The following is a 24514-nucleotide window of genomic DNA, read 5'->3' on the forward strand; positions in this document are numbered from 1 at the left end:
TAATTTTGCTAAGTGGCTAGATTTTGACAAAGTCATCAGCCAGACAGGTATAATTTACAAACGCTGCTTCGCCAATTCGATAACCGACTGCGGCGATGCGTGGATTAATTAATTGAACTCGATCAAATGGTTCGAGCGTGTCGTTTTTTTCACCGGCCGCTACTGGAATCGTCACTTGAATGTTATCGGCACGTTGAACATTGGAGTAAAGGTCATAAGTTCGCGAGACAACTTTACGATTGGCACCAGAGCCTTCGCGAGTTTCACTGAAATTACCAGCAAAGGTGAGCTGACCGAAAGTTTCACGTACTTCGGGAATTACATATTTAAGATCCATAATTGGGTCCTCGCTTTCATTTTTTGAATTTTGGGTAAACTAAAAGCCAGATAATTTAACTATCTGACTTAGAATGTGCATAATATTCGATGACTTGGTTGAGCAAATATTGATATAGATCAGTATTGAGAGGATAAATAAGCCGCTGATCGCGAACTTGGGGGAAGTTTAAGAACAAACGATGGTGTCCTTGAATGAGTTGTACTTGTTTGATGATCAGACTGTGATTCAGAATGATCTCACCTTCAAGCAAAACATTCGGTTTCCCACTGGATGACATTTTAATGGAAGATACGTAAATCATTTGACCTCCTAAATTGTAATAACGATGATCCTGATATCACTCACTCGAGGAAAACACCGCGATAGCTCAAAAAAAGTTTATGTTCAATGAATCCTGAGCCAAACGTAAAGGACATGTTCGCGCCTAAAATACATTCATCTTTAGAAATTGGAAAATTGACTGATATTTCAGGTGTGGTCTGAACTTGTTGTTGAATGTTCTTTAGGATTTCTTTTTCAGTGGGTGAGGTAGGAAACATAGGATTAATAAATTTATTGAAATCATGATGGAATTCGGACAAGTTAAAAATAGGGTCAGTCTGTAATTCTGGCATACAACCATCCTTTCTTATTGCAAAACGATTAATCATTCCAAGTATCATCTTCATCATCGTCGTACAGATCATCACTAGATTTTCTTGAATGATGTATCCACCACACAATTAAGCCAGTAATTAATAGTAGAAACACACCAACAACGCTTAATAATTGATTGCGTTCTTCACCGGTTTGCGGTAGGCGGAGTAGTGGTGTATCGACAGCTTCATCTTTCATTTGGCTTTGACGATTTCACCATCTTTAGTAATCTCAAAATCAACTGGTGTTTCGTTGATCTTATAACCTTTTGGTGCGTCATACTCCACAAATTGGTATTTGCCAGCAGGCAGGTTGGCAAAACTGAAAATGCCTTTATCATTGGTTCGACCGGACACAACGATTTTACCGTCTTGATCAAGGATCTTGATACCAGTGCTTGGCAAGACTTTACCGTTGCTGACATCAGTCTTGGTTAATTCACCAGTACCTTTGATTAAACTATTTTGTAGCGTGAAACTAATTACCGGTGTTTCGGTGGTTTCCTTAGTTTCAGTTGCTGCTTTTTCGGTCGCCTGTTTTTTATCCTGACTAATTAATTTACCTTTAGCATCATAGGCGGTAATACCAGCTTTGGATGAAACAATTTTAGTTAAATTCTTAGTCAAAACGAGATTAGTCGCGGAAGGCGTCTTTTCCCATAAATAGAAGGTGCCGACTGGTACGTTCTTGAAAGAACCGATGGATTTATCATCAATTGTAGTGGTTTGAATGACTTTCTTATCCTTATCTAGTAATTCAAACACTGCACCTTTGGCGTTGCCATCAAAAGTAAATTGATAGCCTTTGTTCTCAACTAACTTAGCGGTCTCGTTGATTTTCTTAAAGGTAAATTCGTTGAAGTGTAGTTTATTTAGAATTGGGGCGTTCTTATCACCGTTGATTGTGAAATTTTTAGTTGCGGTGTTGTCAGTTGCCTTAAATTCAAAATCATAAGTTTGGTCATCAAGCTGGTAAGCTTCACAGGCATCTAGTTCTTGCACATAATAGCTACCTTCAGGCAATTGAATGTCGGCAAAAGTTGCTTTACCATTTTTGACGATTGCAGTTGCGACTAATGCCTTTGCCGGAACCTTGATGTCGCCATTTGTGTAGCCAGCTTTACTGAACAGTCCGAAGACTTGACCATTAGCAGCTTTATTTTCAATCGTGGGTTTGTTCTTATCCCAACTCTTGATTTGTTCTGCTTGTTTGTTAACAGTTACGTTCAACTTCTGGAAATTGTTAGTCGCTTTGAGCGAAGTTGAAGTGACTTCAACATTTTGACCAGCGTATTTCAATTCAAAATCAATTGGCTTGTCGTTAAGAATGAAGCCATTTGGTGCGGCGACTTCTTTAACTGAGTATTTACCGAGATAAAGTTGTGGTGTTTTGATTTGCCCACTAGCATTAGTTGTAGCAGTGGCGACAATTTCACCCTTTTTGGCATGGACGGTACCATCAGCGGTGGTGATGTTTTCGCTGGCAGTAAATTCAAACTTGGCACCGGCCAGTGGGGTGTAGTCATAGTTAAAACCGTATTGTTCGCCGTACTTGGTTGACTGTTTAGTCACTTCAACTGGCGTGGCACCAGTCTTATTCAAAGTGACAATACCCTTTTGCGACTTATCCGTAAATTTGACAGTCACAATACCATCACTATCTTTGCCAGTGATCGAAAATTTGGCTGGGTCTTTAGCAAGAACATAGCCTAATGGTGCTTGTGTTTCGACTAATTCATATTGACCATAGGGGAGCGCTTCGGTTGTGGTCAAGTAGCCCTCTTCATTAGTCATAAAAGTATCAGTTATTCCATCGTGATTGAGATTAGGCATGGAAACATATTTACCAGTTTGCAATGATTTGATTTTAAAACCGGCGTTAGCGCGCGGAATTGTTTTACCGGATTCGGCGTCAGCCTTGACCACTTTCAAACGTTCTTCCAATACATTATTGACGACTGAATAATGATGGGTCTCGTTTTGTTGATGAATCGTGACTTTGAATAGATCGGCGGTTTTATAGCCTCTGGTGTTTTTGTTTCTGTCACGGTATAAGTGTCATAGGGTAGATCAGTAAATTTGAGGTAACCTTCTTTATCGGTTGTCCCTGTTGTGACGACCTTGTTTGTTGTGTTGCTAGTAACCGTAAACTCAACGTTAGCCAGTGGATTAGACTTATTTTCTTTACCAGTTAAATGGCTAGAAAGTGCGGTGTGCCAATCATAGTTACCAATTTTGATTAAGTCGAAACCACCCGTAATAACTTGTTCCTTAACCGTTGTTGATAAGGTGGTCGTTTTAGTATTTTGACCGGCATAGGCTAGTTTAAATGCATGTTTTTCGATGTCTTTAATATAGCCAGTTGGTGCTGTCTTTTCGATCCAGTAGTAGTCATCCAATTTTAAATTGGCGACACTCGCTTGATTATTTTTAATTGTAACGGTATCAATCAGTTCATCATTTGAAGTTCGATGCAATTCATAAATGGCACCATCAAGTGAAGCAGCGCCCTGTGGTGTTTTACCGGTTTTAGTATCTTCCTTGATCAAAGTGGCAGTACCGAATTGTTCATCATCGGTCGCTTTAACCGAAGTAGCAGTGACCGCAACGTTTTGACCAGCATATTTCAACTCAAAAGGTACTTTCTCGTTGTTAAGGATATAACCGGCTGGAGCCTTTTCTTCAACGGCGTAGTAATTGCCAAGTTTCAGATTTTGTAGCGTGCCTTTGCCGGTGCTATCGGTAGTAATCGTTCCAACTTTTTTACCATCGGTTGAATAGATGCCATACATGGCGCCATTTAATGAATAGTATTTGTTAAACATATTGGTGCCAAATTGGCGGCCAATCTTCGTTAGATTTACATTACCAAGTTGTTCTTTGTTGCCAAGAACGACTTCGATGGTTTGATTAGGTGCGATCGTTGCCGTTTTGATTTCACCTTTATTAACGTAGCCATTAGGTGCGGTTACTTCGGAAACTTTGACTTGCGTACCCGCCTTGATGTCGTTTAAAGCGGCGTAGCCATCAGCGCCAGTGGTGACTTCTTTGATTTGACCATTGTACTCAAATTTGAGTTTCGCACCTGGCAAAGCTTTATTGGTATCCGCATCAACTTTCTTAGCTTTCAAATTACCATTAAGATTGACTTTAACGTTTAGATCAAAGTTATTTCCGTTTGGTAGTTTGAAATAGGCAATTTTCTGTTGATTACCTTTACCATAAAGGAGGGAAGTACCAATATTAGCAGCCTTAGCTTTAGCAAAGGAAACTTTACCAGATTCCTTGGAATTAGCTGTGGCAGTCAAAGTTAATTTATTACCAGATTTTGTGATGTTCAAGTTGGCAGTATTAGCAGTTTGTTCAATATATGAAGCCAAAGTGCCGTTAGTGTCGGTTAGAGTGATTGAATCACCAACATTTAAGGTGATATTTTGGCCATTGAACGATGGTTTGGTATTGAACGCTGCAACTTTTGTCATCACAGATGCTTTCTTATTTTGATAATCTGGATAGTCGGTGGTCAATAGTTCATTACCTAAGGCTTCCCAGATCATGATTTGTGCTAGCCCATAATTGGCGTCGGTCGGGTTTTGTTGATAAGCAAAATAGGCAATTTCGGCTAGCTTGTCTTTCTCAGCCGCTGAATAATCAGTTGGTGTCCAACCTGAACCAGAATTTTCAATATCGATCCCATGTTCGACACAGAAAGTGATTTGTCCATCAACAACTTTTTTGTAAATACCGGTGTCAGTCCAATGAAGACCATTCAACAAGCTGAGATGCCAAGTTGAAACCCAGTCGCCAGCTTTAATGTTGGTCATGTCGGCCGCAAAAGCACTTGTGATCGGGGTCATAAAAATTGAAGTGAATAAGGTCAGCAAGGCTAACCAGACAGAAACTTTAGGGGTTGCTGTTTGCAAGTAGATTACCTCCATCTTGATCAAATGGATTAGCCAGCAGTGAAAAATATAGAACAAAAAATGGGTACAAAAAAGGTAGACCAATATATATATCGGACTACCCGTAACTGTGGTTTTGAAGTTTAGATTTCTCAATACTGCTGGCACTAAAATGGCACATCGCATTTGATTTTTTAGTTTTTTATTGCTAATATTTGGTTAGATAAACGCCTTAAACACGCTGATTCATCCTGATACTGTTAAGGCGAAGTATAGAGTGGGAATAGTATTTTCAGTTATTGCTTGGGTGTATTAAAGGCGTAAGTCTTTACACTTATGGTGACTGTTCACTGATTTGATAGTGTTTCTAATTAAATATGATATTTGATACCTTAGCCTGATTTTGGGTTAAGGTATTTTTTTTATTTGGTATTTAGATGAATTATTTATAAAAGTATTTTCATAATTTTTCGTATACGACATATAGTGACGTGTGTGTTTGCTAAAATACACTTAAAGTTGTTTTTTATGAAATGGGGAATAAATATGAGAATGGGAATTAATAAGCTTTACAAAAAGGTTGCTTGTAGCTCATTGGTAGCTTTATCTTTGTTAGGTGCTGGGGCTGTGGGTATTACGGGTGTTTTGAGCAATCCGACAAATGTTGAGGCTCAGTCACTTGACTATGAGATTGGCTCTGATCAAGGACCAGTTACTGTTGGTATTTATGTTAACGTTGATGGTCAGCAAAAAGAAGTATGGACACAACATATAGTTTGGGCTAGAAATGTTGGTGATATTGCTACTCAAGATGCTCCATTGGTTGATGGACACATTGCTACTCCAAGTAAAATATCATTCCAAAAGACGGAAACTGGTTATAAATTGTTGCAAGTTCCAACTTATACCAAGAGCGGTGCTGACGCTAGTGTTGCAGCAAAAAATGCTACTACCCAAGTTTTCTATGAGAATGTAACTGTCAAAAACAAGAACGGTTCATATTGTCCAATCGTTGCATTTTCAAAAACGACCGGTGTAATTTCTAACGTAACAAATCGTGCTTTGTTGAATAATACTGTATGGTACTCTGACAAAATCAAGACTTACGATGGTGCAAAATATTATCGTGTTGCTACCAATGAATGGGTCAAAGATACTTACTTTGCTGGGGCTGAAAGTGGTGGGAATATCGGACCTCAATAATTAAAATGATAAAATTAATCCCTTAGTTTGGATATAAAATTCAAGCTAAGGGATTTTTCTTATGGTTAAATTTAATTTAGATTTCAAAATCAAAATAGTAATTCAGTGTACACTAGGATTAATAATAAAAATTATTATATTGGAGGGGCAAATATGAATTTCAAATGGTGGACCAAATATAATAGTTTGGAAATATTGATGATTACCCTGGGGTGTGCCATCTATTCGTTTAGTTTGGATATGATTTCTATTCCTAATGGTTTGGCCGATGGTGGTTTGAGTGGTATTACGTTGATCATTCGATATTTTTTACACATTAATCTTGGTGTTAGTACTTTAATTCTTAATATTCCGCTGATACTAATTGGTATTCGTTTCTTAGGTAAGCGTGCTATGCTCTACACGCTTTATGGAACAGTTTGTTTGTCGTTATTTTTAATACTGTGGTCGAAGCAAACCTTCATTAAGCCGTTACCATTACATCATGACTTGTTACTGTCATCAGTTGCGGCCGGAATATTATCTGGATTCGGTATTGGATTAGTCTTTCGTTTTAACGGAACGACAGGTGGTAGTGATATCATCGCTCGTGTGGGACAGGTAAAGTACGGTGTGTCGTCTGGTAAAGGGATTCTAATTATGGACTATGTTGTATTATTCTTGTCACTGTCATATTTGGACTTCTATCACATAATGTATTCGTTGATCGTTAGTTTTGTACTCGCAAGAGTGATTGATGCCGTACAAGAAGGTCCCAATCGTGCCAAAGCTTTGTTTATTATTTCTGATAAATACCAAGAGATTGCTCAGATAATTGATATTACGTTCGATCGTGGCTGGACATATCTGAATGCTGAAGGTGGCTATCAAAATGATGAAAAGAAGATTATTTATCTGATTATTCAGCCGCGTGAAGTGCCGCAATTAAAGCAGCTGATTCGATCCGTTGACTCCAAAGCCTTTGTTACAGTACTCAACGCTCATGAGGTGATCGGTGAAGGATTTAGTTATGAGCGGAAGAGATATCACATTGGTTTACATAAATGATTAAATTTAAAGTTAAGACATCTAAATCGTAATTGGTTTAGATGTCTTTTTAGATGTTCTGACAAATTAGTTATTTAAAAGAATAGAATCTTTTTTCCGTAATTTAATATATAGGATAATTTAATTCATAAAAAAATAAAAAGTTAAATAAATTGACGGTACGCGCTAAATGCGTATAATCATAATTGCTTATAGGAGTTAATATGGAGCATACGGCAAAGGAAATATTAAAATTATTGGGTGAACATGGTTTTTATGAAATACGTATAATTGGTGATCATCATAGATTGACGGATGGTAATGGCAGGTTCGCTACTGTTGCGTATTCTAGATTAAAAGACAGTATTCCTCCGAAGACATATAACTCGATTTTGAAACAGTCAGGATTGAAATGATATGAATCCAATAACAAAAATATGGAGAAGAAAAATGAAAAAAAGATTGGTAGTATACCCAGCTATATTTGATGATTCGGAAAATAAAAAGGGAGTTTACAGTGTAGAGTTTCCCGATGTACCTGATGCATTAACATACGGCAATAGTTTGGCTGAAGCACTTGATAGAGCGCCTGAAGCTCTCGGATTATCGCTGTATGAATTGGAGAATCTTCCTGATCCGTCTGATATAAATGATATTAGAAAAAAGAATCCTCAAGCAATCGTCAATTTGGTTAGTGTGGATCTTGAAAAAATCAGATTAACGGTTAAAGTGCCGTACGTAAGAAAAAATACTACTTTGCCCGCAGATATTGCTCAACAAGCGGAAGAAAGAAATATTAATTTCTCGGAGACTTTGCTTGAAGGCCTCAAACAAAAATTAAAGCCCTGACAAATGTCAGAGATTTTTTAGTATTTAAAAATTATTCAAACAAACTCGCAGCCTGATTCAAACTATCTAACACCGCAACAGCCTGTTCAGCCAACTCATCTTTTGGCTGTAACGAATCAGGCACAATCACGACATCGATTCCAGCAGCCAGTCCAGCTCGAATACCACTTTCAGCATCTTCGAACACAACTGCTTCTTCAGGCTTGGCATGAGTAACGTCCAGAGCGTGCAAGTATATATCAGGTGCAGGTTTATTATTCTTGATATCATCCCCACTGATCAGAGCAGTGAAGTAATCTTCAATCCCAACGTTTTTGACATTGGTCATCAGAATTTCATGTGTGGAAGATGATGTAACGTATCTATCAATCTCATGATCCTTCAAGAATTGAAGAAACTCAATTGCGCCAGGTTTAAGAGTCACTTCACTAGCCATAACTTTATCGTGATAGAGTTGCATGGATTCGTCGAACATTTTTGCACCAAGTTCCTTATCACTAGCGAGTTCTTGAAGTCGGCGCTTAGTATCTGGGAAGCCCTTGGCAATGTAATGTTGATTATCTTCTTTGGTGAATGAGAAGCCATACTTAGCCAAAACGGTTTTGCGCGTTGAATAGTACAGACCTTCCGTGTCGATCAATAGTCCGTCCATATCGAAGAAGACGAATTTTTTATTATGCAGATTTGTCATGAGTACACCCCTTATGATCATGTTATATCTTGATTGTACACTAATATCCACCTGCTTAATTGCCAAGTTATAATGCTGGTTTGCCCAATAATTCCATTGATAAAAGGCAGAGAAGTAATATGATGTAACTGTGAGTTACATTAGGGAATTATCATATATTACAGGGGGATAGGTATGAAAAGTAAAAGAATAAAATTGGCAACTTTGTTATTCACAGGGGCGCTAGTTTTGGCGGGATGCAGCAGTCAAAACGAAAGTAAAAGTGATACATCTAGTAAGAAGCCAACGACGACAACGGCAGTAAATTCTAAGAAGAATCACAAGACTCAAACGACTACAGCTAAAAAGTCAGATACTCTTTGGGATACAAACAAAGATAATCGCTTGAAGAGTTTCATTGATCAATGGGCTCCAACTATGAAACAGTCATATGTTAAATATGATGGAACACATTCTCTAAAGACATCGACTGGGACAGTGTATCCTGACGATTTGTCTAAGGTAAATGTTGAAGGTTCTAATGCTTCGATTGGTTGGAGTAAAGATGGTAGTGGCAATAATGAATATAACGTTGTTGCTATTTATAATTACAATGGTACAGTTCCACCATTGCCAAACCACATTACTTATTTCTTCGCCTTTCACGATAATCAGCCGATCGTCTTAGTTGACCAAAGCCGTGATGGGACCCCTGACTTGACTGAAACCGAGAATTCCAAAGTTAAATTGAGCTTTGCGGCTATTGTTGCAGGTAAGAAGATCAATGCGGGAACAAGTACAAACTCAAGTAGTGATCGGTCGAAGTCTAATAGTAGTTCTTCTGTAGAAACTACTGATCCTAAGCTAATCGGAGTTATGGTTCGTCAACTAGCTATGCCAAGTGATGACTTATCTAAAGAAATCAATCTTGGTATTTTTATTAATGATGGTAGATATTGGATTGGAACAGGTACAGCTATTTCTGATGTTGGATATAAGATTAACGGTGATACTGTAAGTTACTATATGTTGGATCCTAATAGTGGTGATTCTACTGCTGATGAAAGTTACATCGAGCATAATATCAGTTTGAGTGAGTTGGAGAGTAAATATTACTCAACTAATGATCAAAAGCAGACAGTGCAATCGGTAGCTGGTAAAATACCTGCAATTGAAAGCGAAGATAACGAATAAAACGTATTACTTAACACCTCAACCTAACAATGGGTTGAGGTGTTTTTGTGCAAAAAAAGAACTCCCGAAGGAGTTCTGTAATAAATTCTAAATCGAATCTTTAGAAATAAATTGAGTATTAGGATTTGTACCAGTGTAATTGTAAAGCTTGTTTTGTGCGTTCAATGAACCGTCATTCCAGTCAGCATCGAAGGCGGCATCACTGTTAGTAATACCTAGACCAACTGTAGGACCAGAGTAGATCAATGCAGCACGGTGACCGAAGTGACCTGCTTGCCCTAGAGGAGCATAGTTGTTAGTTTCGTCATACCAATCTTTCAATAGGAAGTATGCAGCATCCTTATCAGACTTAACACCAGCATAATTCATGTAGTTGAATCCGGCGCTTGTTAAGTTTTCGGAAGTATCTTGTTCAGCGGTTGAGTGATCCAAGTTACCACCATTTTGTTGACCGGCACGTTGTTGAGCATAACTGATCATAGAAGCTGATGAGTGTACTGGTGCAGTGCCGTTAGCTCTGTGCAAAGCATTGAGGTATTCAACGAAGTACTTGTTGATGTTGGCAAGATTTGGTTGATATGAACCAGTGTTGTCAGTGTTATTTGTGTTTGTATCTGTCGATGTATTGTTATTCGTATCAACAGTTGTAGAACCATTGTATCTAGTTGGGTTCTTACCATATTCAGTACCATCTAGTAGGGCTGGTCCGAATGAATTAACAAAGTCAGGATTTGGTCTCTGACTAACCTCAGCGTGACCGCCCTCGATCCATTGATGTGATCCAATCTTGAAGTAGTATGGACCATTGTTAACCGTTACTACACGGCTGACTTTCCATTGAGAACCTTCTGGAACAGTATTAGAAGTTGCTAGACCGGTTCTATCATCATAAATGTTAGCAGCACCGGCATGAATTGTTACTACAAGTCCATTGTTGCTCTCGTTAGCTGGGCCGAAGCTTCCAGTAGCGATTGGATCATTGTCGGATGTAACACCGAAATCGGCGTTATATGTGGCACTGATAGGGTAGTTAGTCATCATATTTTCAGCGAATGCCCATTGGTTCTTAGAGATTTGATAGAATGTTTGTCCATTCTTGTTTGTGACAGCTTTTGATACGAGCCATTCACTTCCACCATCTAGCAATGTAGGGCTAACGCTGTTGGTTGCTGTGTTGAAAACTCGATCAGAACCCATGATGACACGTCCGACCATCTTACCCTTGTTAGGATCTACGGCTGTGTATGGATTAATGATTTTAACGTCGTTATTCTTTACATATTCGTTAGTAGCAACTTGTGTGTAAGATTCACCACCTAGAGAGATGACCTTACCAGTCAGCCAATCAGTATTAGGTGCTAATGCACGATTGGTTACCAAGTTACCTTTCTTATTATAAATACGCGTTGTTCTAGAAGTACGTGCGATTGGAGAAGCTGAAGCTTCTGCCTTTTGAGGCGTTGCCAATACTCCTGCTTAGAGCAGTGTGATTGCGGCCAAACTAGTGACGGCTGACTTTGTAAATAGATTCATAATAATCCCCCTAGATTTATTTGATAATTCCCTGTGTATTAGATGTTGATAATGCATACACACCTATAATAGTATTACTTTTTTGCCGTATATCAATGCTATTACCGGGCAAAAAAGCATTGTTGATGAATCGGCTAATTTTTCAATAAATATATTTTGGGATTATTATAATACGACGTGATGTGTCGTATTAGAATGCTAAAGTAACCTCATGAATATTGAATAAGAGATATGAGGGGGGATATGTATGGAAGCAGATGATGAGATTTTCAATAATATGAAGAAGTTACAAGATCTGAAATTCCTGATATATGAATTAAGTCATCATCGAGTAGATTTTCATAATTTTGATATTTTAACGTTAAATCATCTACCGGATCCAATCAAATTGGACGATGAATATAAGGCATTAAAAAAAGACCACACAATTGAACAAATTGCATGGTCGATCATTCAAAAATATAAGCTATAGATTTTTGAGTTTCATGATAAGCTTGGCCAGATTCCTACGTTTGTCCTCCGGAAGAGTCGACAAGTAATTGATCAGGTTCAGCGTATCAGGATCTTGGAGATTTTCGTTTAAGAAGAAGTCTGACAATTGAAGATTGAGCGCTTGGGCAATATCACTTAGTTTCTGCATTTTGATATTGTCTAACTTGCCACGTTCGATGATTGAAATCAAACTTGGTGATGATCCTGATTTTTCAGCCAGTTGCTCGATCGTCATGTTCAGAGCTTTTCTTTGTTTGCGAATGGTTTTGCCAATTTCTTCAAGCATGAACTTCCTCCAATCATTGATTCTTATATGTAAGTTCAACTTTTTATTCTTATGAAAGATTAACACATATAAGTTTATATGAAAAAGTGGAATGACATGTTATTGATGAAATTTGGCAAAACTGTCTTGATTATATGTAATTGCATATATATAATTAAGACGTTTTAAATATATAATTACATCTAGGGAGATTTTATTATGAGAAAAAGTACTTTGGGAAGTCTAGTAATTGCCGGATTCGCTGCCGTTTCAATCGGTGCCTTCAGCAATATGACTAATGTATCAGCTGCAGGTGTCGCAACCACACGTAGCAGCATTGTTAGAATCTATAATCCACAAGGCAATTTGGTAACAAATCGTGCTTTGATGCCACATACACCTTGGAGAGTTGGTAAGACAAAACTTATCAATGGTGAAAAGATGTATCAAGTTGCTACATACGAATATGTTAAGGCCTCAGAAACTGACTATGATGGACCAGCTAGTTCAGTTGTAACTAAAGAGGATGTTTATGCAAGATGGATAGGATCTAATTCTACTTTATCCTTTGATAATATGGGTGTTTATAGCCTAGAGAACGGTAAATTCCAAAATGGTGAGTATAGTATCGCATCTATTAATGGTGATCAAGTTACTATTGCTTTCGAAGGTGGTAGCTATTCTGGAAATAATAGTGTAAGTACATTCACTTTGACAGGGAATAAACTAGAGTCAAACTCTACTCATGAAGTTTGGTACAAATAAGCTTAATAAAAATACATACTATGGGGAAAACAAATGAATAAAAAACTAATCGGTAGTTTAGCAATGGCAGGATTTGCGGCCATTTCACTAAGTGCTGTAAGCAACTTAACAAACGTGTCAGCTGCAGGTGTCGCAACAACAGGAAGCAGTATTGTTCGTATCTACAATCCACAAGGTAGCTTGGTAACAAACCGTGCGTTGATGCCAAATACACCTTGGAGAGTTGGCAAAACTAAGACAATCAATGGCGTATCAATGTATCAGGTTGCAACTAGTGAATATGTTAAGGCTAGTGAAGTTACTTATGATGCTAATGCGGGAAGCTCTAACAGTTCTAATACCTCTAGCAGTACTAGCAACAGGGGCGTAGTTATTTATGCTAATAATGCTGTGGTTTGGGATGACAGAACCGGAGTTGTGGAACCTCAAACCATAACCGGTGAATTCCAAATGGGAAAGGCCATCACTGATGGTCAATATACCTTCTATCAAGTTTCTAATCATGGTTGGGTAGAAGCTGGTGGAGACATTGTCAAAACTAATATGGCACCAAAGAACTTACAAACTGATGCTAACTTTGTGCCTGGTAATGGTTATGTAAATGGTATGAGTATTAAGGAACTTAGGGATATGTTGATTGATCCATATAACTGTGATCCCACTATATTAGCAAGTATTCCAGATCATAATTTGTTGCTCTCATATGGTAGAGCAGTAGGACTTAAAATGACCAATCTTTACTATGTAAGTACCATTTTGGAAAATGATTATCCTGGTGTTTGGACAAGTCGTAATAGTCTTTAATCAAAATGTATTTATAAGCACATCGAAAGATGTGCTTTTTTAATACCATTTTATTCCTTGTCATACACGCTATATGGTATTATATGTGCACAGTAAGGAACTACGGAGGTGATAAGTATGATAACTCAGACAGAAATAATCGATGAATTCTTGAAACAAAATCAAGGACAAATAAATACTAAAGAGGCTAAGGAGAACGGCATCTCCACCAAAATGTTGAGTTGGCTATATAGTAAAGGTAAGTTGGATAGGATAGCTCGAGGAGTATATATTAAACCTTATGAGTTTGGGGATGACGTTTCTGCACTGCAGTTCAGATTTTCCAAGGGGGTTTATTTCAAAGATACTTCTTTATTTCTTCATGGAATGATTGATCGAACACCTGACACGTACGAAATGAATTTTCCTTTAACATACAGCTACAGTGCTGATTTAGATGTACCGTTAAAAATTTATCGACAAAAAAATGAGTTGTACGATATTGGAATCGAAGAAATTAAAAGTCCTGGTGGACATTATGTAGTTGCATATAATGTTGAAAGAACTTTGTGCGATATTCTGAGAAGTAGAGACCGCTCTGATGCTGAAACCATTAAACAGGCTATGAATAGCTATGTAAAAATATCTGACAAGAAACTAGATAGACTGACTGAATATTCAAAAATCTTCAAAGTTCAAAAAGAAATTAGTAATTATATGGAGGTTCTACTTTGAAACTCGACTTTTCTGATAAAAAGCAATTTTTGTATAATGTTAGGAAGATAGCCAAAGAAAAGAAAGTAACGCCACAAATAATGTTGCAGGAAGTAATACTGGATGACTTATTGGATCGAATTTCATGTTCTAAATATTGTGATAATCTCATATTAAAAGGTGGGTTTTTAATTGGATCTATATTAGGTATTAGTACCAGATCTACCCGTGATATTGATACTTCCGTTACAGGTATTTTAGTCAGTAAAGAAAAAATGAAAGAAGTATTTACGGAGATTTGTGCAATAAGGGTTCCAGAAGATATTATTAATTTGAAAATTAGAAAAATTGAAGATATTCGTGAAGAGGCAGAATATTCCGGATATCGTATCTATATTGATGCGTCTGTGTATTCCACAAATGTAGATATTAAAATAGATATTTCTACAGGAGATGTAATTACAGAGCATGCGATTAGTTATGGCCATAAATTGTTACTAGAAGATAGAGTAATTAATATTATGACTTATAATGTTGAAACAATCATTGCAGAAAAATTAGAAACTGTTGTTAGTAGGATGGATCTTAATACCAGGTTAAAGGATTTTTATGATTTATATTTATTTTGTACTAGCGATAAATTGGAGATTGATTTCAATTTACTACACAAGGCTCTAGTAGCTACGAATAATAGTAGGAATACTGGTATTCTTTTGGATAAGTATTATGAACGATTAAATATTTTAAAGAATAACGAAGAAATGAATAAAAAATGGAAGTTATATCAGGCAAGGAATGTTTATGCCCAGGGAATAAATTTTAAAGATACATGTGATGCATCTATGAAGTTGATTTTGAGAGCTATAAAAAAATAACACATTAGAATTAGGAATTTTGATTTCCGATATTCTTAATGTGTTATTTTTATTCGTAATACTTCATAGTCTTCTCCAACTCATCCTTAACAGCACTAACAAGTGAAGCTGGTGACTTAACCCGAGCTCGGGAACCTTGTCCCATGATCCAGAGGACTAATCCTTGAGTATAAGCATCCCCCTCAATGAGAACTTCATTATCCAAGGTTTGCTTGATCTTAGAATTAGGGAATCGATCGAGTGCAGTTTGCGGATAACCAGAATAATAGAATTCGAAGTGGACGTTATTGCCAAAGCTCAACAAGTAAGTATTGTTACGTTCGGTTCCGTCATCCTTTTTTAATTGTTGCGGCATTTTGATTTTGTTAGCCTTTGAAGCGTTGTATGATTCGAATCGGTCAAGTCGGTAAGGGCGGCTCTTGTTGGATTCTTCACTGTACATGACAACATAAAAATAAAAAGTGTCGAAGTAGATACTTACAGGTAAGGCTAGTCCTTGCCCTATGATTCCAGTACTACTGTGGTATTTATAGTCAATGGTAAGATTACCGTCGATGTAGTTTGAGAAGTCCTTGATACGACTTAGCAAGTTATATTTGGATTTAACAGGTATATATTTGGCGACGGTACTATTAGTTAAACGAGTGGCTTTATTACGATCTTCTTTTGAGAGCTGACCGAGCAGGCGATTACGTAATTGAGCAAATTCTGGTTTATTGAAGGAACGGGTTCCAATGATTATTTTTAGGATGGCAAGAATTTCTTCAAAGGGAATATCGGTATTCTTAGTAATGTAGTAGCGAGCAGGCTCAATCTTTCTGACGAAGTTAACATTTGCACCACTATCTTCGATGTACTCCCGAATGGATTTCATATCTCGTCCGATGGTAGTAGGGGTTTTGCTGTAGCGAGACGCTTCTTCATCACGATAAAGCGTCTCGCCTTGAATCATACGGATGAACATTGAAGCAACACGGTCATTTACACTCATATTTATTCCTCCAAAGATGGGTAATCTAATGACACGATGTAGGAGAATAGTTGACCTATTGTCATATCATACATAACCTGATTTTTAGTATCTTTTTCAATAACATTGAAGACAGATTCGATCCAACAATTATTTCCGTAGTCCTGGACTAGTTCGCTGTCGTATGAAGTTAATTTTTTATTCTCGAAGTCAATATGGTTGATTTGACTGATAGTTGATTTACGACGTAATTGACGTTGAATTGACAAGTTATGCTTATCGGCAATATCAATTAAGGCGTTGGTTAACTTGTGCTGATCAGCGTTCAGCTCAGGATCGTATTCTTTGTGGTAGATATAAGTTAATGCGGAATCGATATCGTCGTGGGCTATTAATGTAGTTAGCTCCTCACTGTCAGGGTTGTAGAAGTAACAGTCATATGTAGCAGGATTGGAATCATCATCATCAGGAGCGTAATATCCAATGTCTTCAATAGCAGTTATTTCATAGACTTCAAATAACTTTGTGTGTATATCCTTTGAATATATTAGTTTCACATTAGCAAGTTCGTCTGGAGTAAGCGTAGGATATAGAATTAATTTCTTGATATTCTCAGCATTAATACCTAAATCAAGAGCGTAGAGTACTGCACTTAAAGAATTAGGTGTTACGATATTAAAATTTTTGTTATTAAATGGTGGGATAACGTAGTATAGCTCTCTGAAACAAGCCATACGATGATACATTTGTTTCATTACTTTATTGTATTCAAGGTCAACAAGGAATTTGTCATCGTCTTCTTTAACGGGCACTAATTGTTGGTAATGATTAGTTTTGGCTTTTTGTAATGCCGTAATCAGTAGATTATCATTTAATACTTCATAACATTCAGTAGAATCTTGAGTGAAGTTATATACATCAGATCCGTTGCCAGCGCCATGAGCTGGATTATTAATAAATTGTAAAACGAGATCAGGATTTAAACCCGGGAAACGAAATGTTGGAATGTTATATGAATCGTGAAGTTCATTAATAGAATATTCGAAATCGCTAATACTTATTATGTCTGATTCTAGACTCATGTCTATGTTTTCTATCTTAAAGCGATTAACGTTATGGCTCAAGCGCCAATTCTCATCAGAGAATAATGTAATCAAGCTATCTTTAACCAGTGTTACAGGTGACGAATAGTTATATGTGTACAGATTTAAGATCATTCTATCTTTCATTAGTCCATTAATGTAATTGCTTTTGTCACTCATATTATTCGCTCCCTCTATTTAATAATAATATTTTATCAATTCAATACGACATATTATGTCTAATTTAAAAACACCTTTGGAACAATATCGTTCGAAAGGTGTTTTTTGATGATTGTTTATTTAGTAATTTCAAGGATCTTAGCGTGTGTGTTTTCGGCCTTCCAATGACCGTTAGCACCTGAATAATGAGGAATTGTTACAACGTTTCTCTTGGCGTGTGCAGATAAGGCTTCATATGAAGCACCGCCTAGGGCAACAATCGTGGCATCTTTTGGAATATTCAATTCATCAAGATGAGCTTCAAGAGCATCAACGTCGCTTTGATTAGGATTTACCTTTGTACTGTCACTTTCGATAACGGGTGTTAGGTCAGTCATGAAGGCCCCCCACATGTCAGTGTTATATAGAGCAGCAGCTAGGCGATAGTCCATGCTCTTCTTTGCTCCGTGGAAGTTGAGGAAGTTAGTATTAGGATCTTGCTTTACTGCGGCATTACCAGGGTTTAGACCAACTAGAACGTATTTAACTTGTTTTAGTTGTTCAACGATATCATCAGATAAGGCATTTTTTGGAAAACTTTCAGGTTGATAAGATGCACCGAATAGTTTTTCTCTTTCACTATCGCTTTTATCGGCTAATGATTCAGTGGGTGTGTCCCAGATAGCCCAGCTATCAACAGTATTGAATGGTAATTCGTTAGTATTGTTTGTCATAATTTAATCTCTCCCTTATTTGATAATGCTATTTTAATATTTCAATACGACATAATATGTCGTTTTAGATATTCTTTTAATGATTTAGAATTCTTTTATTAATAGTGATAATAGGTAAGTTACTAGTTCACCGAATGAAAGATCATAGCGCATTGATTCTTCAGTTGAGCTATTGAAGACCTCGAAGACAGACTCGTGATTGTATTCTGGATCAGCTAATTGTGTGTTGCCAATCAAGTCATCGATCGTATTGTTTTTGATGATGAAATGTTTGACGAGATAGCAGTTATCTTGTCGTCTTTCGCGGCGTTTAATGTAGACGTGAGCTTTGTCAGCGGTTTTGATAATCCAGTCAGATAGTTTCTTGGCATCGTCTTTACTAGTGTCAGGCAGATCATAGGAGACATGTATCAGAGCATCTCGAGCATCACTTTCAGCGAATGGACCACCATATTCGAGGCTATTCTGGGAATTCAAGAATTGAAACTTCTTTATTATGTGATCTTCGTCTTTTTTTATAGGAATATTTTGAAGCAATTTGATGTCGGAAATAGAAATGACCTCTCTGAAGTCAGAACAATAGTGATTTTCTAATCTCAGACGTGTGTCAGGGTTGGCGGCAATATCACTAGATATTTTAGGAAATAGTAACATTTGTTTGATATTGTAAGGCTTTATTTTGAGCACTAGACTAAGTAGTACTGCACCAAGCATTTTTTCAGGAATTTGTTTGAGAATGAAGTTATCATTAGAATCAATAATTTCATAAAAGACATGGTCCCAAGTAAACTTTTTTGGTACAGGCTTCTTGCTTAATACGAGATCATGATTTTCTAAATCAGGAATTACATTATCGTAGATGCAATCCCATGATTCCTTGAGTTCTTGATGAGATCCAACGACGTGCAGTCCCATCTTATTAATTTCATCAATTAGATCAATAATGATTCGTAAGTTGGGTGTGCCTTGCGGTAGGATTTCAGATTTTTTTTCAGCCAATCGTTTGAAGAATTGAGATCTGAAATCATCCAGATCAGCATCGTCAATATATAATTCGCCGTATTCATTAAATAGTTGGAACCGAGCCTCACGCTTGGTCAGACGTCGTCTTTCATCTGACAATAAGGTGACTAATGTGTCATCTGAAATTCTGGTTGGCTCGCTGTAGTTGTAGATCAACATGTTGACAGCCCAGCGCTTTTCGTCAAGGTATTTCTCGATATCAAGGTTTATTTTTCCTGCCATCTTATCCACTCCTCTTATTTGATGTGACTATTATAAAATTTCAATACGACATATTATGTCGTATCTGTGATTAGTACCACTTAAACAACAAAAATAACCACTCATACGTAATATCTATACAGAGTAACTTGGATGTGGTGTAATACATTTAACGAAAGGGTTGTTGGGTATGAAAATCAGGGTGGACGTATCTTCGGATTATCCGGAAAGGGAGATTATTATCAAATCTCCATTGGATGATGACGAATTGAAAAAGTTAGTTAAACAAATAAAAATAATTCAAAACGAACTCAGTCAGATCAATGGTTATATTGGTGAGACGGTTTATTCGTTGGAACTCAAAAATATTTTGTTCTTTGAAACTAATGATCGAAATGTCTATGCCCATACTGTCAATAATGCCTTTTTGATCCATTATCGTCTCTATGAATTGGAAGAGAAGTTGCCAGATAATTACTTACGTATCTCCAAGTCATCAATTTTGAACTTGAACGAAATAAGTTCATTGACTAGGTCAGTAACTGGTAATTTGGTTCAATTCAAAAATACCTATAAGACGTTGTATGTTTCGAGGCGATTCTTGAAAGATTTAAAAAACAGCTTAGATAAAAGGGAGTTTTGAATATGAAAAATAGGAATGGAATATTCTGGGGCTTATTCTTACTGTTGAGTGCTGGAATCCTAATAGTCAGTCAGTTACATTTGATCACTTATACATTTAGTTTTTGGACAATCGTCGCAACGATTTTTCTTGTGGCGATGTTAATTAAGAGTTTGGTGTACTTCATGGTACCAGGGACGGTGTTCTCGCTGGCATTCTTAGCTATTTTGTATGCCAAACCGTTGCACATCACGGCAATAGTTCCTTGGACAGTCATCGGTGCAGCAATTTTGATCTCGATTGGATTGTCATTGATCCTCCGTCCGTTCTTGATGAAGCATCATCCTTGGATGCGGTATGGTCATCACGGTGGTTATAATTGGCATGAACAACGCGGATATGATCACAACATTGACGTTAAGACAGTTGATGAATCGGACGTTGATGTCACTGTCAAAATGGGTAGCAGTGTTAGATATGTGACATCACAAGATTTCAAACAAGCTGATATCGATGTTAAAATGGGCAATGCCAAAGTTTATTTTGACAATGTGACTGTTCAAGATACCGCTACTATCAATGTCAATGTGTCGCTTGGCGGGGTTGAGTTGTATGTTCCTAGGAATTGGAATATTGTTAAGCAAATTGACAATAATAATATGAGTGGTATTAGTGAAGAGGGAAAACCAGTCGTTACGGAGGATAGCCCAAGTATTACGCTTCGTGGCTATTACTCATTAGCTGGATTGAAAATTTGTTATATATAATTAAAAAACAATTACAAATTATGATTTTGTAATTGTTTTTTAGAGGAGATAATTAAATTGAAAATTACAGATGGATATGTGCCATTCCATGAATACAAAACTTACTATCGAGTAACTGGTGATTTGAGTTCAGGCAAGACGCCATTACTATTACTTCATGGTGGTCCGGGTTCAACGCACAATTACTTTGAAGTATTCGATCAATTGGCTGAAGAGACAGGACGTCCAATTGTTATGTATGACCAAATCGGCTGTGGCAAGTCGAGTATTCCTGATGACAAAAATATTTATACTGCGGCTACATGGGTCGATGAATTACAAACATTGCGCGAGTATCTAGGATTGAAGTCGGTTCACCTCTTGGGTCAATCATGGGGTGGGATGCTGGAGATTATCTACATGTGTGATTACGCTCCAAAAGGCATTAAGAGCATGATTCTCGCCAGCACTTTGTCTTCATCACAACTTTGGGCACAAGAACAACATCGGATGATCAAGTTCATGTCGCTAGTGGATCAGACCGCGATTTCACATGCAGAGGCGACTAATGATTTCACAGCACCAGATTACTTAGTCGCTAATGATCACTTCATGGAACAACATGCGTCAGGACCAGTTACAGATGAGTCGCCTGAGTACTTGCGTCGTGAAAAAATCTTTGGAGACGTAGCTTATGAAACAGCCTGGGGACCAAACGAGTATTATCCAACTGGTAATTTGAAGGATTATGATTATACGAATAAGTTACAGAAGATTGATACACCAACGCTAGTAACTAGCGGAACGGATGATTTATGTACACCGCTGATTGCCAAGACTATGTATGATCAATTGCCAAATACGGAGTGGACCTTGTTTGCCCACAGTCGTCATATGGCCTTTATTGATGAGACTGATGCTTATCTGAAACGATTGAATAAGTGGTTGGAAGAGAATGCCTAAAAAATAAACTAGAACAGATTTTTAAAATTTGTTCTAGTTTATTTTTTATTTAAGCATATTAAAATTAAAATTGAATTCTACTAGCTGCATGACTATTAGGAATTCGTTTATATTCATTTTTTCTATAAATACCGGATTTCTTTTTCCATTTTTTGTTGCATCTAAAGAATATACCTGCTGAGTTACTACCTGTCCTTCGGTAGCATATCCACTTAACGTGAAATATCCAGGTATAGAACGTATTGTATGTGTTATTGGAGAAACTATTATAAAGTTTGTTGCACTGTTGTAATCATCACTACTTATCACTAACGCTGGTCGTCTTTTTTTGATTTCATGACCACGAGTTGGATCAAAATCAATCCAAACGATGTCTCCCTGTCGGGGTTTATAATCCATTATTCTACCTCATCAAAGGATATATCAGACCACTCTTCGGGTGTGTACATTGATCCAGGCTTGGCATCTTTATAAGGATTTTTAATTTTAGGTACAAGTATGTAACCACCATTACTTTTATCCTTTACCATAAGCCAAGTATCGCCTTTTTTTATGTTGGCTTCTTTGGGTAGGGCAAGTGCTAGAGAGTTTCCTCTTTGTACGGCTTTGACTTCTAACATAACAACCAATCCCTTCTTCATTTAGTATAACGAGTATAACTTGTTATACTAATAAAAACAAACTATTGAAATGAGCTTTTATTTAACAGTATTAGTTTTGATTCTACCCAAAGAAATCTTACGATCAACAAACTTCTCATTAGTTTGTCCTAATGTCACAGCGAACAGTGGCTTAAAGAATTCTGGAACAACACCATCGGGAATTGAACTAATGCATGCCATATTGTAATTGGCGCCAACACCTTGATCTTCAGCAGCCAGTTCAATGTTATGAGCGATTGCACCGGATGAAATATATTCCATGCGACTAGGATTCTTAGCTGAGATCACGATAACAGTTGGTGCATCGTAAATATTATTTAGTTTAGCTAGTACTTTTGAATTTTGAATTACAGTCAAACGATAATCATCATAATTACCCATACCAACGGGACCGGCGTTTGCGGCAATGAGAATTTTGTTCAATTGTTCAGCGGTCATTTGTCCAGAGTACTCACGAATAGCCTTGCGCGAACTGATCATATTTAATGTTTCCATGACGACGACACTCCTTTTGTTTACATGTATATCATAGTATATTTCAGTGAAAATAATCCATAAGTTTAACTTATCAATTGATGTAATAATCGGAATTGGTTAAAAGCACTTCAGCTTGTAATATAGACCTCGAATAGAAAACGGAGGTTACATGTTAATGAATAATGAAGTAGTTGTATTGTTTGGTGCCGGTGCAATCGGTGAAGCAATCGTAAGTTATTGTTGGCCGACTATAGTGAAGATAAATTAGAAATGATGAAAAAAGAATTAAGTGAAGCAGGTTTTTCAGTTGAAACAATCAAGGCAAATCTTTCTTCGAGAGATTCCATCAAAGAAGTAGTTGCCAAGGCTCAATCACTTGGCGATATTATGGGCTGTGGTCACTGTGCTGCCTGTCTTGCCGGATTTGATGGCGATTGTTTGAACCAAGAAGCTGGTGGTAACGGTGGTTATCAAGGTGAGTATTTGAGATTTACTAACGCCAACTGGGCTTTGGTCAAGATACCTGGCAAGCCTGAAGATTATTCTGACGAAATGCTTAATAATTTCTTGGCATTAGCTGATGTTATGGCTACTGGTTTCCACGCTGCAACGAGTGCTGAAGTCAAAAAAGGTGATACAGTCGTTGTTATGGGTGACGGAGCTGTTGGTCTGAGTGGTGTGATTGCGGCCAAATTGCTTGGAGCAAAGCGTATTATTGCTATGAGTCGTCATGAAGACAGACAAAAATTGGCTAAAGAATTCGGTGCAACTGATATTATCCCTGAACGTGGGGATGAGGCAGTCACAAAAGTTATGGAATTAACTGGTAGTGGTGCTGATGCAGTTCTTGAATGTGTCGGAACAGAACAATCAGTTGATACGGCTGTTAAAGTTGGTCGTCCAGGTGCTATTGTTGGTCGTGTTGGAGTACCACAGAAGCCTGAAATGAATACTAATAATTTGTTCTGGAAAAATATTGGTTTACGTGGCGGAATCGCTCGGTAACAACTGATGATAAGAATATTTTGCTTGATGCCGTGTTGAATGGTGAGATTAATCCTGGCAAAGTATTCACTAAGAGATTTGATCTTGATCATATTCAAGATGCATATGAAGCCATGGATAAGCGTGAAGCTATTAAGTCATTGTTGATTATTAGTGATAAATAATTTAAAAAATTAAAAGGAGTTACAGAATAATTTCTGTGACTCCCTTTTTGTTATATAAAGATAATTATTTAATAATATACTAACTTGCCTGTATGATTGCTATTTATAATACCTCATAATTAAACTACGCAATTTGTTAGTGTGGTTGTCGTAGCTGAGTAAAGGAGGTGTCGCCATAGTTAGTAGCCTGGTGTTAATCCAATCAGAAAGGAACGACTTTTGTTTGTCTATTTAGTGAATTATTCTTGTGATGTTGGTATATCTAAGAGCAATTGTCACAGTAACTCATTCGTTACTGATTGCTACATTTAAGCTAATAATCACGTTAAAGATAATAATTCGTATACTAAAAAAACGAACCCCATTGACCTAGCCGCCAGTTGGTTCGTTTTTTAAATGTAATATCGGCTACCGCACTGCGGAATTGCCAGCAGACTACTGACAATAGTCTGCTTTTTTT

General features: G+C 37.2%; 29 protein-coding genes and 1 pseudogene. 14 read left to right on the forward strand and 16 right to left on the reverse strand.

Annotation, left to right across the window (positions count from 1 at the left end):
- Positions 1 to 16 precede the first annotated feature (16 nt).
- From JCM14932_RS02320 to JCM14932_RS16905, 6 genes are read right to left on the reverse strand one after another with little or no spacing between them, the layout of a single operon-like run.
- Entirely contained in the window at positions 17 to 337 is a 321-nt protein-coding gene (locus tag JCM14932_RS02320) for a DUF961 family protein (protein ID WP_025023443.1), read from the reverse strand.
- 55 nt (positions 338 to 392) lie between these two features.
- On the reverse strand, positions 393 to 641 hold the full coding sequence (locus JCM14932_RS02325; protein ID WP_051528053.1) for a hypothetical protein: 249 nt from the start codon (positions 639 to 641) through the stop codon (positions 393 to 395).
- A 40-nt stretch (positions 642 to 681) separates the two neighbouring features.
- Positions 682 to 954 carry a hypothetical protein gene (locus tag JCM14932_RS02330; protein ID WP_153018166.1) on the reverse strand — a complete coding sequence of 91 codons (273 nt, stop codon included), beginning with the start codon at positions 952 to 954 and terminating at the stop codon, positions 682 to 684.
- Positions 955 to 982: 28 nt separating this feature from the next.
- Complete coding sequence (locus JCM14932_RS16895) at positions 983 to 1174, reverse strand: LPXTG cell wall anchor domain-containing protein (protein WP_025023446.1); 192 nt, start codon at positions 1172 to 1174, stop codon at positions 983 to 985.
- Positions 1171 to 2901, reverse strand: coding sequence for a SpaA isopeptide-forming pilin-related protein (locus JCM14932_RS16900; RefSeq protein ID WP_235700506.1), 1731 nt, complete (start codon positions 2899 to 2901; stop codon positions 1171 to 1173). Before JCM14932_RS16900 ends, JCM14932_RS16895 begins: the two co-directional genes overlap by 4 nt.
- 2 nt (positions 2902 to 2903) lie before the next feature.
- Entirely contained in the window at positions 2904 to 4898 is a 1995-nt protein-coding gene (locus JCM14932_RS16905) for an MSCRAMM family protein (RefSeq protein ID WP_235700502.1), read from the reverse strand.
- A 525-nt stretch (positions 4899 to 5423) separates the two neighbouring features.
- Here JCM14932_RS16905 and JCM14932_RS02345 point away from each other — a divergent pair.
- The 4 genes from JCM14932_RS02345 to JCM14932_RS02365 all read left to right on the forward strand — a co-directional run bounded on the left by JCM14932_RS02345 (position 5424) and on the right by JCM14932_RS02365 (position 7955).
- Entirely contained in the window at positions 5424 to 6080 is a 657-nt protein-coding gene (locus JCM14932_RS02345) for a hypothetical protein (protein ID WP_025023447.1), read from the forward strand.
- A gap of 153 nt (positions 6081 to 6233) precedes the next feature.
- Positions 6234 to 7127: a YitT family protein gene (locus tag JCM14932_RS02355; protein ID WP_025023448.1), complete on the forward strand. Its 894-nt coding sequence runs from the start codon at positions 6234 to 6236 to the stop codon at positions 7125 to 7127.
- 203 nt (positions 7128 to 7330) lie between these two features.
- Entirely contained in the window at positions 7331 to 7522 is a 192-nt protein-coding gene (locus JCM14932_RS02360; protein WP_025023449.1) for a type II toxin-antitoxin system HicA family toxin, read from the forward strand.
- Between the two features lie 34 nt (positions 7523 to 7556).
- A complete protein-coding gene (locus JCM14932_RS02365; protein WP_025023450.1) occupies positions 7557 to 7955 on the forward strand; it encodes a type II toxin-antitoxin system HicB family antitoxin in 399 nt (132 codons plus the stop codon).
- Between the two features lie 31 nt (positions 7956 to 7986).
- Here JCM14932_RS02365 and JCM14932_RS02370 read toward each other — a convergent pair whose 3' ends face one another.
- Positions 7987 to 8646: an HAD family hydrolase gene (locus tag JCM14932_RS02370; protein WP_025023451.1), complete on the reverse strand. Its 660-nt coding sequence runs from the start codon at positions 8644 to 8646 to the stop codon at positions 7987 to 7989.
- Positions 8647 to 8820: 174 nt separating this feature from the next.
- On the opposite strand from JCM14932_RS02370, the gene JCM14932_RS15835 reads away from it, so the two are divergent.
- Positions 8821 to 9819, forward strand: a complete 999-nt coding sequence (locus tag JCM14932_RS15835; RefSeq protein WP_025023452.1) for an Lreu_0056 family protein — start codon at positions 8821 to 8823, stop codon at positions 9817 to 9819.
- Between the two features lie 87 nt (positions 9820 to 9906).
- Here the strand turns inward: JCM14932_RS15835 and JCM14932_RS02380 are convergent, their stop codons facing one another.
- A complete protein-coding gene (locus tag JCM14932_RS02380) occupies positions 9907 to 11286 on the reverse strand; it encodes an SLAP domain-containing protein (RefSeq protein WP_025023453.1) in 1380 nt (459 codons plus the stop codon).
- Positions 11287 to 11599: 313 nt separating this feature from the next.
- On the opposite strand from JCM14932_RS02380, the gene JCM14932_RS02385 reads away from it, so the two are divergent.
- On the forward strand, positions 11600 to 11824 hold the full coding sequence (locus JCM14932_RS02385) for a hypothetical protein (RefSeq protein WP_025023454.1): 225 nt from the start codon (positions 11600 to 11602) through the stop codon (positions 11822 to 11824).
- On the opposite strand, the gene JCM14932_RS02390 is transcribed toward JCM14932_RS02385, so the two are convergent.
- Entirely contained in the window at positions 11819 to 12130 is a 312-nt protein-coding gene (locus JCM14932_RS02390; protein WP_025023455.1) for a helix-turn-helix domain-containing protein, read from the reverse strand. The genes JCM14932_RS02385 and JCM14932_RS02390 overlap by 6 nt on opposite strands.
- Before the next feature lie 198 nt (positions 12131 to 12328).
- Here JCM14932_RS02390 and JCM14932_RS02395 point away from each other — a divergent pair, with 198 nt between their 5' ends.
- The 4 genes from JCM14932_RS02395 to JCM14932_RS02410 all read left to right on the forward strand — a co-directional run bounded on the left by JCM14932_RS02395 (position 12329) and on the right by JCM14932_RS02410 (position 15246).
- Positions 12329 to 12874: a hypothetical protein gene (locus tag JCM14932_RS02395; protein WP_025023456.1), complete on the forward strand. Its 546-nt coding sequence runs from the start codon at positions 12329 to 12331 to the stop codon at positions 12872 to 12874.
- 33 nt (positions 12875 to 12907) lie between these two features.
- Positions 12908 to 13678, forward strand: coding sequence for an SLAP domain-containing protein (locus tag JCM14932_RS02400; protein ID WP_025023457.1), 771 nt, complete (start codon positions 12908 to 12910; stop codon positions 13676 to 13678).
- Positions 13679 to 13798: 120 nt separating this feature from the next.
- On the forward strand, positions 13799 to 14392 hold the full coding sequence (locus tag JCM14932_RS02405) for a type IV toxin-antitoxin system AbiEi family antitoxin domain-containing protein (protein WP_025023458.1): 594 nt from the start codon (positions 13799 to 13801) through the stop codon (positions 14390 to 14392).
- Positions 14389 to 15246: a nucleotidyl transferase AbiEii/AbiGii toxin family protein gene (locus JCM14932_RS02410; protein WP_025023459.1), complete on the forward strand. Its 858-nt coding sequence runs from the start codon at positions 14389 to 14391 to the stop codon at positions 15244 to 15246. The genes JCM14932_RS02405 and JCM14932_RS02410 overlap by 4 nt, the downstream gene beginning before the upstream one ends.
- Positions 15247 to 15295: 49 nt before the next feature.
- On the opposite strand, the gene JCM14932_RS02415 is transcribed toward JCM14932_RS02410, so the two are convergent.
- The 4 genes from JCM14932_RS02415 to JCM14932_RS02430 form a co-directional block, all read right to left on the reverse strand.
- Positions 15296 to 16237, reverse strand: a complete 942-nt coding sequence (locus JCM14932_RS02415; RefSeq protein ID WP_025023460.1) for a helix-turn-helix transcriptional regulator — start codon at positions 16235 to 16237, stop codon at positions 15296 to 15298.
- Between the two features lie 2 nt (positions 16238 to 16239).
- Positions 16240 to 17478 carry a hypothetical protein gene (locus tag JCM14932_RS02420; protein ID WP_025023461.1) on the reverse strand — a complete coding sequence of 413 codons (1239 nt, stop codon included), beginning with the start codon at positions 17476 to 17478 and terminating at the stop codon, positions 16240 to 16242.
- A 116-nt stretch (positions 17479 to 17594) separates the two neighbouring features.
- The gene (locus tag JCM14932_RS02425) at positions 17595 to 18191 is read right to left on the reverse strand and encodes a uracil-DNA glycosylase family protein (RefSeq protein ID WP_025023462.1); all 597 of its coding nucleotides are present in this window, start codon (positions 18189 to 18191) and stop codon (positions 17595 to 17597) included.
- A gap of 84 nt (positions 18192 to 18275) precedes the next feature.
- Positions 18276 to 19436 (reverse strand): hypothetical protein, encoded by a 1161-nt coding sequence (locus tag JCM14932_RS02430; RefSeq protein ID WP_025023463.1) that lies wholly within the window; start codon positions 19434 to 19436, stop codon positions 18276 to 18278.
- Between the two features lie 169 nt (positions 19437 to 19605).
- On the opposite strand from JCM14932_RS02430, the gene JCM14932_RS02435 reads away from it, so the two are divergent.
- The 3 genes from JCM14932_RS02435 to pepI are packed head-to-tail and all read left to right on the forward strand — an operon-like array spanning position 19606 to position 21746.
- Positions 19606 to 20058, forward strand: coding sequence for a LytTR family DNA-binding domain-containing protein (locus tag JCM14932_RS02435; protein ID WP_025023464.1), 453 nt, complete (start codon positions 19606 to 19608; stop codon positions 20056 to 20058).
- 2 nt (positions 20059 to 20060) lie between these two features.
- Entirely contained in the window at positions 20061 to 20804 is a 744-nt protein-coding gene (locus tag JCM14932_RS02440; protein WP_025023465.1) for a LiaF transmembrane domain-containing protein, read from the forward strand.
- Between the two features lie 57 nt (positions 20805 to 20861).
- The gene (gene pepI, locus JCM14932_RS02445; RefSeq protein WP_025023466.1) at positions 20862 to 21746 is read left to right on the forward strand and encodes a proline iminopeptidase; all 885 of its coding nucleotides are present in this window, start codon (positions 20862 to 20864) and stop codon (positions 21744 to 21746) included.
- A gap of 45 nt (positions 21747 to 21791) precedes the next feature.
- On the opposite strand, the gene JCM14932_RS02450 is transcribed toward pepI, so the two are convergent.
- The 3 genes from JCM14932_RS02450 to JCM14932_RS02460 form a co-directional block, all read right to left on the reverse strand.
- Complete coding sequence (locus JCM14932_RS02450; RefSeq protein ID WP_025023467.1) at positions 21792 to 22145, reverse strand: type II toxin-antitoxin system PemK/MazF family toxin; 354 nt, start codon at positions 22143 to 22145, stop codon at positions 21792 to 21794.
- The gene (gene mazE / locus JCM14932_RS02455) at positions 22145 to 22366 is read right to left on the reverse strand and encodes a type II toxin-antitoxin system PemI/MazE family antitoxin (RefSeq protein ID WP_025023468.1); all 222 of its coding nucleotides are present in this window, start codon (positions 22364 to 22366) and stop codon (positions 22145 to 22147) included. Before mazE ends, JCM14932_RS02450 begins: the two co-directional genes overlap by 1 nt.
- A gap of 78 nt (positions 22367 to 22444) precedes the next feature.
- Complete coding sequence (locus tag JCM14932_RS02460) at positions 22445 to 22903, reverse strand: nitroreductase family protein (RefSeq protein WP_025023469.1); 459 nt, start codon at positions 22901 to 22903, stop codon at positions 22445 to 22447.
- A 372-nt stretch (positions 22904 to 23275) separates the two neighbouring features.
- On the opposite strand from JCM14932_RS02460, the pseudogene JCM14932_RS14290 reads away from it, so the two are divergent.
- Positions 23276 to 24054: pseudogene (locus JCM14932_RS14290) on the forward strand (zinc-binding dehydrogenase); the annotation flags it as partial.
- Positions 24055 to 24514 lie beyond the last annotated feature (460 nt).

This window comes from Companilactobacillus nodensis DSM 19682 = JCM 14932 = NBRC 107160 (genome assembly GCF_000615905.1).
GTDB classification, from domain to species: domain Bacteria; phylum Bacillota; class Bacilli; order Lactobacillales; family Lactobacillaceae; genus Companilactobacillus; species Companilactobacillus nodensis.

Coding starts and splice junctions, on each gene's coding strand:
- JCM14932_RS02390 (WP_025023455.1), bottom strand. CDS start 12,130: ATGCTTGAAGAAATTGGCAAAACCATTCGCAAACAAAGAAAAGCTCTG.
- JCM14932_RS02355 (WP_025023448.1), top strand. CDS start 6,234: ATGAATTTCAAATGGTGGACCAAATATAATAGTTTGGAAATATTGATG.
- JCM14932_RS02430 (WP_025023463.1), bottom strand. CDS start 19,436: ATGGCAGGAAAAATAAACCTTGATATCGAGAAATACCTTGACGAAAAG.
- JCM14932_RS02320 (WP_025023443.1), bottom strand. CDS start 337: ATGGATCTTAAATATGTAATTCCCGAAGTACGTGAAACTTTCGGTCAG.
- JCM14932_RS02460 (WP_025023469.1), bottom strand. CDS start 22,903: ATGGAAACATTAAATATGATCAGTTCGCGCAAGGCTATTCGTGAGTAC.
- mazE (WP_025023468.1), bottom strand. CDS start 22,366: ATGTTAGAAGTCAAAGCCGTACAAAGAGGAAACTCTCTAGCACTTGCC.
- JCM14932_RS02440 (WP_025023465.1), top strand. CDS start 20,061: ATGAAAAATAGGAATGGAATATTCTGGGGCTTATTCTTACTGTTGAGT.
- JCM14932_RS02395 (WP_025023456.1), top strand. CDS start 12,329: ATGAGAAAAAGTACTTTGGGAAGTCTAGTAATTGCCGGATTCGCTGCC.
- JCM14932_RS02425 (WP_025023462.1), bottom strand. CDS start 18,191: ATGACAAACAATACTAACGAATTACCATTCAATACTGTTGATAGCTGG.
- JCM14932_RS02370 (WP_025023451.1), bottom strand. CDS start 8,646: ATGACAAATCTGCATAATAAAAAATTCGTCTTCTTCGATATGGACGGA.
- JCM14932_RS02325 (WP_051528053.1), bottom strand. CDS start 641: ATGATTTACGTATCTTCCATTAAAATGTCATCCAGTGGGAAACCGAAT.
- JCM14932_RS15835 (WP_025023452.1), top strand. CDS start 8,821: ATGAAAAGTAAAAGAATAAAATTGGCAACTTTGTTATTCACAGGGGCG.
- JCM14932_RS16895 (WP_025023446.1), bottom strand. CDS start 1,174: ATGAAAGATGAAGCTGTCGATACACCACTACTCCGCCTACCGCAAACC.
- JCM14932_RS02365 (WP_025023450.1), top strand. CDS start 7,557: ATGAAAAAAAGATTGGTAGTATACCCAGCTATATTTGATGATTCGGAA.
- JCM14932_RS02420 (WP_025023461.1), bottom strand. CDS start 17,478: ATGAGTGACAAAAGCAATTACATTAATGGACTAATGAAAGATAGAATG.
- JCM14932_RS02400 (WP_025023457.1), top strand. CDS start 12,908: ATGAATAAAAAACTAATCGGTAGTTTAGCAATGGCAGGATTTGCGGCC.
- JCM14932_RS02385 (WP_025023454.1), top strand. CDS start 11,600: ATGGAAGCAGATGATGAGATTTTCAATAATATGAAGAAGTTACAAGAT.
- JCM14932_RS02345 (WP_025023447.1), top strand. CDS start 5,424: ATGAGAATGGGAATTAATAAGCTTTACAAAAAGGTTGCTTGTAGCTCA.
- JCM14932_RS02415 (WP_025023460.1), bottom strand. CDS start 16,237: ATGAGTGTAAATGACCGTGTTGCTTCAATGTTCATCCGTATGATTCAA.
- JCM14932_RS02330 (WP_153018166.1), bottom strand. CDS start 954: ATGCCAGAATTACAGACTGACCCTATTTTTAACTTGTCCGAATTCCAT.
- JCM14932_RS02450 (WP_025023467.1), bottom strand. CDS start 22,145: ATGGATTATAAACCCCGACAGGGAGACATCGTTTGGATTGATTTTGAT.
- JCM14932_RS02360 (WP_025023449.1), top strand. CDS start 7,331: ATGGAGCATACGGCAAAGGAAATATTAAAATTATTGGGTGAACATGGT.
- JCM14932_RS02435 (WP_025023464.1), top strand. CDS start 19,606: ATGAAAATCAGGGTGGACGTATCTTCGGATTATCCGGAAAGGGAGATT.